Source organism: Hyphomonas sp. CACIAM 19H1, from assembly GCF_003325995.1.
GTDB lineage: Bacteria > Pseudomonadota > Alphaproteobacteria > Caulobacterales > Hyphomonadaceae > Hyphomonas > Hyphomonas polymorpha.
In genome coordinates, this window is record NZ_CP016437.1 from 2,252,431 (window position 1) to 2,267,272 (window position 14,842).

Annotated in this window: 9 protein-coding genes; 2 read left to right on the top strand and 7 right to left on the bottom strand. The window is 61.5% G+C overall.

What is annotated here, in order from left to right:
- Positions 1-15: 15 nt before the first annotated feature.
- From BBF93_RS10525 to BBF93_RS10555, 7 genes are all read right to left on the bottom strand, one after another.
- Positions 16-1,275, bottom strand: a complete 1,260-nt coding sequence (locus BBF93_RS10525; RefSeq protein ID WP_035594694.1) for an acyl-CoA dehydrogenase — start codon at positions 1,273-1,275, stop codon at positions 16-18.
- A 15-nt stretch (positions 1,276-1,290) separates the two neighbouring features.
- Entirely contained in the window at positions 1,291-2,415 is a 1,125-nt protein-coding gene (locus BBF93_RS10530; RefSeq protein WP_114105860.1) for an acyl-CoA dehydrogenase family protein, read from the bottom strand.
- A 127-nt stretch (positions 2,416-2,542) separates the two neighbouring features.
- Positions 2,543-3,349: an enoyl-CoA hydratase/isomerase family protein gene (locus BBF93_RS10535; protein WP_114105861.1), complete on the bottom strand. Its 807-nt coding sequence runs from the start codon at positions 3,347-3,349 to the stop codon at positions 2,543-2,545.
- A gap of 98 nt (positions 3,350-3,447) precedes the next feature.
- Positions 3,448-5,997, bottom strand: coding sequence for an outer membrane protein assembly factor BamA (gene bamA / locus BBF93_RS10540; protein ID WP_233349083.1), 2,550 nt, complete (start codon positions 5,995-5,997; stop codon positions 3,448-3,450).
- Positions 5,998-6,150: 153 nt separating this feature from the next.
- Positions 6,151-7,734 (bottom strand): HAMP domain-containing sensor histidine kinase, encoded by a 1,584-nt coding sequence (locus tag BBF93_RS10545; RefSeq protein ID WP_114105862.1) that lies wholly within the window; start codon positions 7,732-7,734, stop codon positions 6,151-6,153.
- The gene (locus BBF93_RS10550) at positions 7,731-8,474 is read right to left on the bottom strand and encodes a response regulator (protein ID WP_051612242.1); all 744 of its coding nucleotides are present in this window, start codon (positions 8,472-8,474) and stop codon (positions 7,731-7,733) included. Before BBF93_RS10550 ends, BBF93_RS10545 begins: the two co-directional genes overlap by 4 nt.
- A complete protein-coding gene (locus tag BBF93_RS10555) occupies positions 8,419-8,979 on the bottom strand; it encodes a DUF2141 domain-containing protein (protein ID WP_114105863.1) in 561 nt (186 codons plus the stop codon). The genes BBF93_RS10550 and BBF93_RS10555 overlap by 56 nt, the downstream gene beginning before the upstream one ends.
- A gap of 431 nt (positions 8,980-9,410) precedes the next feature.
- On the opposite strand from BBF93_RS10555, the gene BBF93_RS10560 reads away from it, so the two are divergent.
- Positions 9,411-12,917: an autotransporter outer membrane beta-barrel domain-containing protein gene (locus BBF93_RS10560; protein WP_114105864.1), complete on the top strand. Its 3,507-nt coding sequence runs from the start codon at positions 9,411-9,413 to the stop codon at positions 12,915-12,917.
- A 111-nt stretch (positions 12,918-13,028) separates the two neighbouring features.
- Positions 13,029-14,723: a class I adenylate-forming enzyme family protein gene (locus BBF93_RS10565; protein ID WP_114105865.1), complete on the top strand. Its 1,695-nt coding sequence runs from the start codon at positions 13,029-13,031 to the stop codon at positions 14,721-14,723.
- The last annotated feature ends 119 nt before the right edge of the window (positions 14,724-14,842 follow it).

Consider the following 14,842-nt stretch of genomic DNA (forward strand, 5'->3'; position numbering starts at 1 on the left):
GACGGCAAGGATAGCTTACTTCTTTTTGCGGCCGCTCGTCGGGATGTCCTTGAACGGAACATCCTTGTCGACGCGGATATCGCCCGGCAGGCCGAGAACGCGCTCGCCGATGATGTTGCGCAGGATCTCGTCCGAGCCGCCTTCGATACGGGTAGCGGGCGAGCGCATCAGCATGGCCTGGAAACGGCCCTGCTGGGGGCTTTCCTCATTCCAGAGCACGCCGGCCTCGCCTTGAAGGTCGAGCGCAAACATCGAGAGTTCCTGCATGGTGGCGCCGGCGACGAGTTTGCCGATGGAGTTTTCCGGGCCGGGGATCTCGCCCTTCGACAGGGCGGAAATAGCGCGCATGCCGGTGTATTTCAGGCCGCTCTGCTTGACCGCGAACTGGGCCAGTTTGGACCGCACGCCCGAATCCTTCACAGCAGGTTCGCCGTCAATTTCCGCTTCCATGCAGAAGCGGAAGAGTTCAGGGAAGCCTGTGGACATGCCCGAGCCGATCGACAGGCGCTCGTTCATCAGGGTGGTGAGCGACACTTCCCAGCCCTGCCCCACTTCGCCGAGGCGTTGAGAATCGGGGATACGGACGTCTGTGAAGTAGACCTCGTTGAAGCTCGACTGGCCGTTGGCCTGCTTGATCGGGCGCACTTCCACCCCGGGGCTCTTCATGTCCAGGAAGAACATGGTGAGGCCCTTGTGCTTAGGTACATCGGGGTTGGTGCGGGTGATCAGGAGGCCCCAATCGGAGTATTGCGCGCCGCTGGTCCAGATTTTCTGGCCATTGATGATCCAGTCGCCCGAACCGTCCTCGGCTTTCACAGCGCGGGTGCGCAGGCCGGCGAGGTCTGAGCCGCTGGCGGGCTCTGAGAAAAGCTGGCACCAGACGGTTTCGCCGCTGGCGAGCGGGGGCAACAGCTTGCGCTTGTGCTCTTCACTGGCCCAGGACATCACCGTGGGGCCACACATGCCGTGGCCGATAGTGAAGACGCCGGTAAGCGCTGCATACGGACCTTCTTCCTGGCCCCAGATCACGCGCTCAATAGGGGTGCGCGCGCCGCCGCCATATTCCTTCGGCCAGTGAAGACAAGCCCAGCCAGCCTCTGCCTTCTTCTTCTGCCAGGCCTTACCGGCAGCGATGGGGTCTTCGCTCACCACGCCGTTGGACGCGAAGCTGGCATTCTTTAGCTCTTCAAGCAGGTGCTTGGGCGCGTTGGCGTCGATCCAGGCGCGGACTTCGGCGCGGAAGGCGGCTTCTTCAGGTGTATCTTTGAAATCCATGTCTCTTTCCTCCCCTTATGCGGCCGTTTCGGCGTTGCCGGCGCTCATGCGTTCGATCAGCTGGCTTTCCCAGGTCGACAGCGATCCGAGCGCGACGGCCAGCGCGTTGGACCGGCGATAATAGAGATGGCAGTCAAACGCCCAGGTGAAGCCCATGCCGCCATGCACCTGAATGTTGTTCTTGGCGCAGTGCTGGAAGGCCGTGGTGGCCGACACGCGGGCTGTGGCGGCCGCGACCGGGAATTCGGCCGCGCCGGAGTTCAGCGCCCAGGCGCCATAGTAGCAATTGGAGCGGGCGAGCGTGGCGGAGACATACATATCGGCGAGGATATGTTTGATCGCCTGGAAGGAACCGATGGGACGGCCAAACGCCATACGCTCCAGCGCATAGTCGCGGGCGATTTCGAGGGAGCGGTCTGCCCCGCCGACCTGTTCGAACGCCATGAGCACGGCGGCGCGGTCGAGCACCTGGCTGGCAATGTGCCAACCGTCGCCTTCTGCGCCGAGGAGTTCTGCCGGGGCGCCGTCAAAGGTGAGGCGGGCCTGGCTGCGCGTGGGATCAATCGACTCCAGCGTTTCGCGGGAAACTCCCGGCCCGGAGAGATCGACGAGATAGAGGGAGACCTGCCCCTTCTCATTCTTCGCGGCGACGACGGCGATATCAGCCACATCGCCATCGGCGACGGGAGATTTGGTGCCTTTCAGTTTACCGCCGGAAACGGTGGCCTTGATCTGGGCAGGTGACATGCGGCCCTGCCCTTCGGCATAGGCGAAGGCGCCGATGGCTTCCCCGGCGGCAAGTTTCGGCAGCCAGGTCTCCTTCTGCTTTTCCGAACCGGCGAGCATCAGGAACTCGGCAGTGAGGTAGATCGAGGAGGAGACCGGGACCGGCGCCAGGACGCGGCCGAGTTCCTCTGCCACTACGCAGAGTTCCAGATGGCCAAGGCCGACGCCGCCATGTTCTTCAGGGATCGCCGCGCCCAGAACGCCCAGCTCGGCAAGCCCCTGATAGAGTTTCCTGTCGTAGCCTTCCGGGCCTTCAAGTACGGCGCGGACGGTTTCAGATGTGCAGTTCTCGCTCAGGAAGCGGCGCACCTGTTCGCGCAGTTGCTTCTGTTCGTCCGAGAAATCCAGGTTCACGAAGGGCCTCCAGTTTCTGACAGGCGCAGGCCTTCCGAAGCCCCGCGCCTTCTCCCGATTTTATGATTGGTGCGAGTTTCAGGACGCTCCCTGCGGCAGGTCAACCCATGCCGCAGAGACAGGCGCGTCAGGAATAGTTCGGCTTTCGCTTTTCGAAGAAGGCGGCGATGCCTTCGGCGAAATTGGGGTCTGTGGAGGTGAGGATCTGGTTGCGGTCCTCAATCGCCATGGCCGCTTCCAGCCCACCGGCATCCACGGCCTGATTGAGCCCGTCCTTAGTGAGGCGCAGGCCGAGGGGCGTGGCGTGGAGCATATCCTCGGCGAATGCTTCGGCTTCCTTGCGCAGCTCCGTATGCGGCACGACGCGGTTGGCAAGACCGATCTGCATCGCGCGCTCGGCCGTGATGAAGCGGCCTGTCAGCATGTATTCGCTGGCCAGCGACATGCCGATCATGCGCGGCAGAAAATAGGACACGCCCATATCGCAAGCCGAAAGGCCGATGCGGATGAAGGCGGCGTTCATGCGCGCGTCTTCGCTGAGGATGCGGATGTCGGAGGCGAGCGCGAGGGCAAAGCCGCCGCCAGCCCCTGATCCCTGGACGATGGAGATGATCGGCTGAGGGCAGCGGCGCATGGCGACATAGATTTCGGCAATTGCGCGCTGGCCATCGAGGCCCTGCTCCGGCGTGCGCCGCGTACCGCCGCCCTGACGGCTGGAGGATTCCTTCAGGTCCAGCCCGGCGCAGAAGGCGCGCCCTGCCCCTTCCAGGATCACCACGCGGACCGAGCGGTCGTAGTAGAGGTTCTGGAATACCTCACGCAACTCGCTGACCATCTGGGTGTTCAGGGCGTTCAGTGCTTCGGGCCGGTTCATCGTGATGCGCAGCACGCCGCCCTGCTGATCGAGGATGAGCGCCTGATATTGCCTGGTCATGAGCCGGTCTCCCTTGCCGTTTTCCGGCGGAGTGAAGCGCCGCCGGGGCCACGCGTCCAGACCGGACGCCGGGGAAGCATGCCGTAGTGGAAGCCTGCCTAGAACCGCGTGGTGGTGGAGAAGCGGAACGTCTCCTTCTTGTCATAGTCTTCGGCGCGGAGCACCTGGGAGAAGTCGAAGCGCAGCGGGCCGAACGGGGAGTCCCACATCACGCTGAGGCCGGTGGCCGCGCGGAAGGCCGCGTCTGTTTCCGTATACTGAATGGCGTCATAGCCGGTGGTGGAATCCGTATAGGCGATGGGGGCGACGATGTCCTGGTCGTAGAGGCTGCCGAGCCCCCCGGCATCGACGAAGAAGGCGCTCTTGATGCCATATTCCTCGGGCAGGAAATTTGGCACGGTCAGCTCGAACGTGCCTTGGTAATAGAAATTCCCACCGAGCGCCGACCCTCTTTCCATGCTCACCTGTTCGCCTGTCTCGGGATCATAATAGCGCACGACCTGGCGCGGGCCGATGCCGGCCACATCGAAGCCCCGGAAGTTGGAACCGCCCCGGAAGAAGCGGTTGTTGATCCGCACGGTCATGTCATCGCCCCATGGCTGGATATGACCGGCCGACAGACGCAGCGAAGCGCGCAGAGCGGGCGTGAGACCGTAATAGCCTGTGGCATTGGCCTCCGTGCGCAGGGTCTGCACATCGCCGCCCAGGCCCGCAACATCCTGGCTGAGCTGCATGTTCATCCCACGCGTTGGCTCGATTGGGTCGTTGGTGCCATCCCATGTCAGCGAATAGCCGAGAATGGAGGAAATACCTTCGGTCTCGCTGGTACAGCTGGAGCTGCGGAAGCGATAGCGGATGTCGCATACATCTACGACCAGCTGGCTGGGATCGGTGATGTCGCCCGGTACCGGCGAGCGGACAGTGCCATCCGCATCGCGCACGGTGGTGGATACGAGGTTCCCCTCCGTATCGATGACGATGTTCTGGTCTGTGATGTTCACGCTGTCATATTGCAGCCGGTATCGCAGCCCCAGCTGGGTGCGGTCAGCCACCGGAAAGGCCATGTTGAGGCCAGCTCCATAAGAGGTCGATTCATAGGAAGACACGTCGGTATAGTCATAGCTCGACAGCCATCCCATCAGGCCGGCAGACAGGGTGCGGTCCATGAAGCGCGGCTCGGTGAAACGGAAAGAGGCGATCTGCTGGCGCTGGCTGAGCGAGAGGTCAAGGCCTGCAGAGCGCCCTGTGCCGAGCAGGTTGGCCTGCGAGAGCCCCACATCAAACAGGAAACTGTCCGTAGACGAAAAGCCTGCGGAGAAGGACAACTCGCCGGTGGACTGTTCCTCGACGGTGTAGGTCACTTCGGTCTTGTCTGGCGCGCTGCCGGGGGTTTCTTCCACTGTCACATTCTTGAAGAAACCAAGCGCGCGGGCGCGGTTTCTTGAACGGTCTATCAGTACCCGGTTGAAAGCATCGCCGTCAGCAATGCGCAGTTCCCGGCGGATGATACGGTCCAGCGTCTGGGTGTTGCCGACGATGTTGACCCGTTCGATATAGACGCGCGGGCCTTCATCGACGACGAACGTGATGTCCACGCGCCGGGTTTGAGGGTCCGCCTTCACGATGGGGCGAATGTCCACGAAGGCGTAGCCAGCTACGCCAGCCGCATAAGTGAGCGAGTCAATCGTCTGCTCGATCATCTTGCCGCGGAAAGGGTCGGTGTCTGCCATCGGCACAAGCCGCTGCAGGGATCCCGCATCAAGTTTTGCCAGCGAGGTTTCAACCTTGATCTCACCGAAGGTGTACGGCACGCCTTCGTCCACCGTGTAGGTGATGAAGAAGTCATTCTTCCCCGGCGCCATTTCGGCGACCGCCGAGGCAACGCGGAAATCATAATAGCCCTTGTCGAGATAGAACTCGCGAAGCTTTTCGCGGTCGTATTCCATACGGGAGGAATCGTAGTTGTCGTTGGAGCTGAAAAAGCGCCAGGGGCGGGACTGCCGGGTGACGATTTCGCTGCGCAGGCGGGCGTCTGAAAATTCCTTGTTGCCGATAAAGTTGATGCCGCGCACACCGCTGGTCGGCCCCTCCTCGATGACGAAAACAACATCCACCCGGTTCTGGGACAAAGTTTTGTATTCAGGCCGGATACGCGCGGAAAAGCGGCCCGAGCGCCGGTAGAGTTCGATCATGCGGTTGACGTCCGAACTCACCCGCGCCGCCGTAAACGGACTGCGCGGCGCAATCTGGATCTCTTCCCGGAGCTTGTCTTCCTTGAGGGCCTTGTTTCCCTCAAACGAGATGCGGTTGACGATGGGATTTTCCACAACCCGCACGACGACATCATTGCCCCGCCGGTCTATGACAACATCCGCAAACAGACCGGTTGCGAAAAGTGTCTTCAGCGAGAGGTCAATGCGCTCGGCGTTGAAGCTGTCTCCCGGCTCGAACAGCAGATAGGACTGGATGGTGCGCGCCTCGATCCGCTGGTTGCCCTCGACAAGGATTGTGCGGACCGTGCCTTCGAGCAGATCTTCCTGGGCCAGAGCGGCCGGGAGGAGCACTGGCTGAAGAACGGCGCCAAGGCTGAGGGAGGCAATGAAAGGAACACGGCAAAGCGCCGTCAGGCTCAGAAGCTTGTTTTTCACGGGCAGTCAGTTCCTGGCTGGAAGCATATCCCGGCGGATCCGGAAAACCGGTATCGCCGGGCTGTCTGGCGTGCATATCCCGCCAGGGCTGGCCTGGTTTTGCCGCAGATGCGCCAGACTGTGGCAGCGCGCCACAATCTGGCCTTGCCCCCGCTAGGCCTTGCTGATCGGCAGGATTACCGTGGCGCGGCAGCCGCCTTCCGGGCGATTGGCAAGCTCGATATGACCGCCATGCGCGAGGATGATATTGCGGGAAATGTGAAGGCCGAGCCCATGGCCACCGGTTGCCGTATTCCTTGATTTTTCAAGGCGAACCAGAGGTTCAAAGACAGCCTCCATCTGTGCTTCCGGGATGCCGGGGCCATCATCATCGATGATCACCGCGCATTCACTTCCCCTGTCCTCCAGATGGACACGTGCCCGCTCACCATAGCGCACGGCGTTCATTATAATATTTCGTAAGGCGCGGGTGAGGTCTTCCGGCCAGGCGCGGATGACGAAGCGCTGATCTGGCTCATTGAAGGCGACTGGTTGACCGATGTCGCGCAGGTCTTCGCTGAGGCTCTCGACCAACGCACCGAGGTCGGTCATCAGCTTTTCGTCCGTACGCAAACTGGAAGTTCCAGCTTGCAGGGCCGCTTCTGTAAGGCTCTGAAGTTCAGCCAGCGCCCGTTCCATCTTTTCGCGCTCGGCTTCGTCTTCGATCATGGCCGCGCGTATCCGCATTGCGGTGAGGGGCGTGCGCAGATCGTGCCCGATGGCGACCAGGACATCCTTCTGCGACTGCAAAGTCGCCTCAAGCCGAGTGGCCATGGTGTTGAACGCCTGCATCACATTGCGCAGGTCGCGCGGACCGGACACCGGAAGCGGCATGTGTTTTTCGCCCCGGCCGAGCGCTTTGGACGCGCGCGCCAGGTCTTCCAGCGGACGATAAATCCACCGGGCCGCAAAGCCAGCGGCGATGGCAACGGCGAGCAATGAGAGAGACAGCACATAAACGAAAGGCTGTATGGGAGGACCGCGATCAGCTCCGGAGGTCATCAGCACATTGACCCACTGACCCGGCGTATACTCGATCGACACATTCACCAGCCTTGAGGGAAAGCTGATTTCGCCATCCCCACCACCAAAACCAAGGGGCCGGCGGAAATCGCCACCGGGACCCGGCGGCATGAGAGGCTTGCCCTCGCCGCGAGGCGGAGTGCCAGACAATGGCCCTTGCGGCCGGCGTTCCAAGCCGGTTTCCCCCTCAGGAACCTCCCAACGGTGATCTTCGCGGCGTGGCGGAGGGCCTGGAAACATTGCTTCTCCAGACGGCTGACCGGCTGGCCTGGCAACATCAAGCCGGGGAACATTCATTGCCAGGCCATTGTGTCCACTGCTGATGCGGAAGGAGGTTATCTGCCCGGCGTTGCGGCCTGCCGCGGCCCATCTGCTATGCACCTGCATACCGGTTTCGTCTTCGGCCGTCACAAAGGCGCGGTCTTCACGGCGAACGAAGAGAACGTTGGCGTGGGCAGATGCCGCCTCAGCGAATGCCGCTTCATCGGGCTGCTCACTGGCCAGCTTTATCAGGTCAAGCGCAGCTTCCACCTGCGCCTTCTGTTGCATGGCAATGAAGACATTCCGTGCAATGAGCGTGAAAGTAATAATCGCCAGAAGCTGGGCAACAATAAGGGCTGCCACCACGATCAGGATCGACCGGGTCAGGAGGGTATCGGCAAAAAGGCGTTTCATAGGCGGCGCACGTCAGCGTCGAGCATGTAGCCGCCGCCCCAGACAGTCGTGATGATCTTGGGTTCGCGCGGATCAATCTCGATCTTGCGGCGGAAGCGGCTGATCTGGCTGTCGACGCTGCGGTCGAACACATCGGAATCGCTGATGCGGGTGAGATCAAGGATACGCTCCCGCGAGAGCACGACGCGGGGATTTTTCAGGAAGACCAACAGAAGCTGGAACTCCGTGGCGCTGAGCGGCACGACCATGCCATCATCGCGGCGCAGGCGGCGCTTGGGAATGTCGAGTACCCAGCGGTCAAACTCAAAGAACTGCTTGCCATCATCGCCAGACTGAACGCTCATGCTGGCTTCCAGCCGGCGCAGAACGGCGCGCACCCGCGCCAGCAACTCCCTGGGATGGAACGGCTTGGCGACGTAATCGTCAGCCCCGATTTCCAGGCCGATGATACGGTCGATCTCCTCGGATTTGGCGCTTACGAGGATGATCGGAATGGTCTTGAGTTCGGCAATGCTGCGGCAGAGGCTTAGGCCGTCTTCGCCCGGCATCATGATGTCGAGGATGACCAGATCCGGCGCGCGCTCATGTATCTTGCGGCGCGCCGCGACGGCGTTTTCAGCCACATCGGCATCGAAACCCTGAGACTGGAAAAAGCGTTTCAGGCTGTCGCGAATGTTCCAGTCGTCATCGACGATGAGCAGGCGCGGCAGGTCGGCGGACTGTTCCGGTGGGGTCTGCATTCTGTCTTGGTCTATTGTTGCGGTCATTGTTCTTATCCCCATTACTGGTTCTGCCAAAGCTGAGTTCGGCATGTGCGAGCCTGAGCTCCAGGATTATGCTTTGTGTAATGCGCTGGGCGTAATCGTCGAAACGCATGTTCCGCTGCCAGAGCATTGATCCGGAAAGGAAAACAGGCACCGAAGGCCAGCCGAAAAGCGTGCGCCCCAGCCGCCCTTTCCGGTGGCTGTCGGCAAAGGCGGTCACGGCGTATCGCCCGGGCCGCAGCCCCATGAACACAACGGATTTCTGCCCCGAAACCGGGTCGATCATTGCGGTTCGCCTGGCCAGCCGGGGCTGCCAGGGGAAACCATCGGTTCCCTCCCAGAGACAGACGGCGATACTGCCGCCCTGCCAACCGCGTTCACCATTGCGCACCAGCAGGCGGATGTCCCCGCAGCCGAAAACCTCCGGCGAAAGACTGTGCCCGCCAGCAAAAAGGATGGAGCCTCCGGAAGGGGTGTGCATGGTTCAGGCCTGTTCATCTGACCCTGGCTATCTGGCGCCAAGAGGTGTCGGGAGTTTGCCGCGGCAGCTTAAATTCGTGACACGGCCGGTTCAGGCACCGGACAGTTTCGGATATCCCGGCGCCGCCACCTGACATTACAAAGCATAAAGCTTGTCAGTCCTTTGCCCGCCTCCGGCTTCTTGCCGGACAAGTTGTGTCGTCCCGCCATAATCGGGCCTGCCAAGCCCCGTTTCGCGGCACACATTTGCAGTGAGCCCGGGGATAGAAGCAGGGCTCAGACAGAGCGCACTCCCCCACCCCTCGTGCCTGTCTGACGTTCCCCTCGGAGGTTTCGACCGTTCTGCACTCCTTCTCCCCCTGGAGCCACAGCGCGGCGCTTCCCCCACCCCTCCGAGGGGGACCCCCTGAAATTTAACGGACCCGATTGTTGATGCCCCTGTTTCGCAAGATCCTTGTTCTCAGCGTTTCTTCCATTGCCATTGTAACCGGCGCCCGTGCGGCCGAGATCACGACCACCACAACAGCGGCAGTAAGAACCTCCACGGCAAATACCGGCGCGCCCGATGACCTCACGATCACCGATGACGGTGCGATCGAGGTGGCCGACACGCCGGGCTTCACCGCCGTGACCATCGACTCCGACAATGATGTGGTGGTGGATGGCACGATCCTTATCGAGGATTCCGACGATACGGTGGGCATACGTATCGAGCCCGGCGTGCAGAGCAATCTTACCATCAGTGGCACCGTGCAGCTGATCGAGGACTATACCCGCGACGACACCGATGATGATGACGATGATGACGGCCCGCTTGCCATCGGCACCAACCGGACAGGCATCCTGCTGGGCCAAGGCGCGGCGATGGAGGGATCCATCCACCTGCAGTCCGGCTCGTATATACAGGTTGAGGGCAACGATTCTGCCGGGGTGGTGCTGCTGAGCCCGCTGAACGGCAATCTCAGAACCCAGGGCAGCATCAGCGTTACCGGCGACAATGCGCAAGGCATCACGGCCACGGGACGTGTGGACGGCGACGTGACGATTGGCGGATCTGTCAGCGCCAGAGGAGAAAACGCGACCGGTGTGCGGCTTGATGACGGCGCCACGGGCGCTGTTGCTGTCAATGGCAGCGTCATTTCGACGGGGTTCGTATATAGTTCGACCACGAACTACGTGGCTCCTTCTCTGGTAACGACCGATACCACGCCGCTGGAAGAGCGGCTTGATGCGGATGAACTGCTCACCGGAGGCCCGGCCTTCGTGGTGGGCGGCAGCCTTGGCCAGGGCCTTCTGATCAATGGCGCGGCGCCTGACCCTGACCTCAGTGACGACGAGGATGATGACGAGACCAAGGACACGATCGAAGACTTCAACGAAAACCGCTCAACCGGCAGCATCACCAGTTATGGCTCTGCGCCAGCCCTGTTGATCAGCGCCGACTGGAACGGACCGGCGAGCGAAGATCTGGTTCTGGGCACCGTTCTGGAAACCGTTCGGGATACACTTGACGACGATGATGATGACGACACGGACGAAGTCCTGGCGCAGTTCGCGTATGATTACAGCCTGATCAATCGCGGCGCGATTACCGGGGCTGGTACCAATGTGGGCTTTGACGGCACGGCCCTGCTGATCGAAGGCTCTGCCAGCACTGGCCATTCGGTGATCATCACGGGCGGTATCGAGAATATCGGTACCATCTCTGCGTCTGCCTATGAAGCCAATGCCACGGCCATCCGGCTGGGGACCAATGTCGTAACCCCCACCTTGAACAACCAGGGCACCATCCAGGCGCTGATCTCAACGGAGACAGCGGCCAATGCAATTGCGCTGGAGATTGGGGAAACCGCCAGCCTCACCTCGCTTGTGAACTCGGGGACATTGCTTGCACGCTCTACCGGCAATGCAGGTGAGGCGATCACGGTGCGCGACCTTTCCGGAACACTGGGCACGATCACCAACACAGGCACCATCACTGCGACCTATCTGAATGACGGGGTGAGCCTGACCACGCGAAGCGATGCGACGGCTTTTGATCTGCGGGCGAATACCACCGGCGTGACGCTGCGCCAATATGAGCGCGAAGCAACCTATGACGCCAACGGCGATGATGTGATCAATTCGCTGGATACCCTCGATCCTTCGATCACAGGCAACATCTTCTTCGGCAGCGGCGACGACCTGTTGAAGCTGGAAGCGGGCAAGTTGACGGGGGATGTGGATTTTGGCGCGGGTTCGGACGAACTCAATTCCAGCAACACCGCAATAACTGGCGATGTCAGCTTCGGAGGGGACGGCGCACTTATACGCCTGCTGAACAAATCGACCCTGACAGGCGATATTGACTTCAGCAATACCGGCACGTCCGACTTCCTGATTGCGGGCGGATCGACCTATGCCGGTCTGATTTCCAACACAGCCAGCGATCTTTCCCTCACTCTGGACGCATCGCGCGCGCAGCTCAGCGACGGAACGGCGCTGGCCCTTTCCAATCTTGTGATGGGCAATGGCGCGACCCTCATTCTGGAGATTGATGATGACGGCGTGCAGGATGCACCTGTCTTCACGGTGAGCGGCACCGCGTCGCTTGCCAATGGCGTTCTGATTTCGCCGGTGTTTGCTGGGGTGTCGGATTCGGCAGCAACGTTCACTATTGTGGATGCTGCCGGCATCGTGGCCGATCTTGCCTCCGGGGACGTTTCCCTGGTTGCGGACACACCTTACATTTATCAGACCGAACTGAACTTGATCGAAGGCGCGCGCGATCAGTTGAACCTCGTCTACCGGCTGAAAACCACCGAAGAACTCGGCCTCGACATCAATCAGACGGCCGCTTTCGATGCCGTGCTGGAACTGTTTGGCACCTCCGACACGCTGAGCGAAGCGTTTGCCGGCATCTCAAGCCAGGGGGCCTTCTTTCAGGCTTATGACCAGCTGTTGCCAGCGCGGACAGACGCGTCGACCCGCTTCCTGCGGGCACAGTCAACCTCGACATTCGGAGCGATGGCCGACCAGATGAACCTGCTGGCCAATTCGCCGGGAAAGGGCATGAAGGCTTGGGTTCAGGAAAGCGTGACCTTCACCGACATCAAGACCACCGACAACACGCCAGGTTACAACGGTACAGGCTTTGGGTTCACGGGCGGGCTGGACATTCCGATGCCGTCTCTGGACGCGTTCGGGGTGATGATGAGCTTCAATTCCGGGCGGTATGAAGAGAAGACGGGCGGCAACAATCCGGTCAACACTTCCAGCACGGGGCTGGGCGTGTATGGCCTGAAGAAATGGAACGCGACCTTCCTGCGCGGGGCGGCGCAAGCATCCAGCGTGAATTTCAGCAGCCTGCGGGAGCTGAATATCATCTCCGGCGAGGCTGACAGCTTTCTCGATAGCGCAGATGTTCTGGACAAGCAGGACATCTCCGACTCCATGAGCGGGGACTGGGGCGGATACAGCTTCGCCAGCACCGCTTCGGCCGGCCATCAATTCAAGGCGGGCAGCTTCTATGCGCGGCCCGAGATCTCGGTTGATTATTTCCGCCTGCATCAGGACGGCTACAAGGAAAGTGCGCTGCGCAATGCCGCGCTGGCGCTTGAACTGAGCGAGGCTGATACCGAGCGGGCCTCGGCCTCCGCGATCCTGGCACTCGGCGCAGACTGGACCGTGGAGAACGGCCTCTACCGCATATTCCCGGAAGCCCGGATCGGCGCGCGGCATGAGTTGCTGGAGACGCCCTACGGAGCGACTGCGCGCTTCCTCAACGGGGAGCAGACATTCCTCGTCCGGTCTGAGGAAGAGTTCGGAGACGCGCTGATCGCGGGGATCTCCTTCAACAGCAGTTCCAGCATCTTCACGGCGCGGGCCTCCTATGATGTGGAACTCTCCGAGGCGGGGGCGATCCACTATATCGGCGCGTCGGGCGTCCTGCGGTTCTGAGGGCGGCCGGCAGAGGGCCTGGCAGCCCTTCCCGTCGCGTCAATGTTCCTTCGGTTTTCGGAGTGTGTATGATCCCCCAAAACGATCAAAACAGGATTTTGGGGAGAGACCATGCATTATGCCGAGCTGCTGAAGGCGCGTGAAGAACTGACCGGCCCCGGAGGCGCGTTCGAGGTGATCGAGGCGGAAATCCTCGGCAATCGCATCCGCACCTACAAGAATGCGCCGCCCAGCGTGCGGGAAGTCTGGCTCTCAACCCTGCAATTCGCCGACCGCCCCTACCTCGTTTATCAGGACGAGCGGCTGACTTATGGCGAGGCGCACGAGATTGCCAACTCCACGGCCAACTGGCTGCTCGCGCAGGGCGTGAAGCCGGGCGACCGGGTGGCCATTGCCATGCGCAACTATCCTGAATGGATGCTGATCTACTGGGCGTGTCTTGCCGTCGGCATCACCGTGGTGGGCATGAACGCCTGGTGGACGGCCGAAGAGATGGATTATGGCCTTTCGGACTCCGCGCCGAAGGTGCTGTTCCTTGATGCCGAGCGCCTGGCACGGGTTCAGGAAAAACCTGACATGGTAAAAGGGATGCAGCTGGTGGGCGTGCGCATTCCGGACATGCCGGCGGGGCTGATCGACTGGTCTGTCGTGGCCACGCATGGTGGGGCGCTGCCGGAGGTGACCGTTGATCCGGAGTCTGACGCCTGCATCTTCTATACCTCGGGCACGACTGGTTTCCCGAAAGGCGCGCAGCTGACCCATCGGGGCTGTGTGTCGAACCTCTTCAATATGCTGTTTGCGGGCGCATCTTCGGCGCTGGCGGTGGAACGGGCGACGGGCGTGGCCCCGCCGGCCGAACCGCCAATCCCCGTGACCCTGATTACGACACCGCTGTTCCATGTGACCGCCAATAATTGCGGCGCCTATGCCACCACGGCGGCCGGCGGCAAGCTGGTGCTGATGTATCGCTGGGAAGCGGGGGAGGCGCTGCGCATCATCGAGAAGGAACGCGTCAGCAGCATGAGCGGCGTGCCTGTGATGGCGCGTGAATTGATCAACCATCCCGACTTCGAGAAGACCGACACGTCCAGCCTTCTGGCGCTGGCCGGGGGCGGCGCGCAGGTGCCGCCGGACCTGGTGCTGAAGATCGAGAAACAGGTGGCCACGGCGCGGCCTTCCACTGGCTATGGCATGACGGAGACCTGCGGGATCATCACGTCCGTTTCCGGCGACTTCTTCGTTGATAAGCCTGACAGCGCGGGGCCGGCCATGCCGAGCTTTGAAGCCAAATGCGTCGACGATAATGGCAAGACGGTTGGCCCAGGCGAAGTGGGCGAGCTGTGGGTACGCGGATCATCCGTCATCAAGGGCTATATCAACCGGCCGGAGGCAACTGCCGCGAGCATCACGGATGGCTGGCTGCACACCGGCGATGTGGCGCGCATCGATGAGGATGGCTTCATCTTCATCGTGGACCGCAAGAAGGATATGGTGCTGCGCGGCGGGGAGAACATCTATTGCGCCGAAGTGGAATCCTCGATCTATCGCCACAATGGCGTTGCGGAATGCTGCGTATTCGGTGTGCCCGATGACCGGCTGGGCGAGGAAGTGGGTGTCGCCGTGGTGGCCAAGCCAGGCGAAGCGCTGAGCGCCGAGGCCGTGCGCGAGCATTGCGCGGCGATCATGGCGAAGCACAAGGTACCCCGCTATATCTGGATGCTGGACGAGTCCCTGCCCCGCAATGCGAGCGGCAAGTTCCTCAAAAGGGAACTGCGTGACAAGCTGACCCCGAAGGTATCCGCCTAACCGGCTGCCGCCGCGCGCTGCGTTTCAGGCGCAGGAACGAGGCGGCGGCAGCGCCATTCAACCAGGCCGGTAAGCCTGTCTCCGGGTTCTGTTGTCCCTCTTGCGCGTGCGTCCCCATT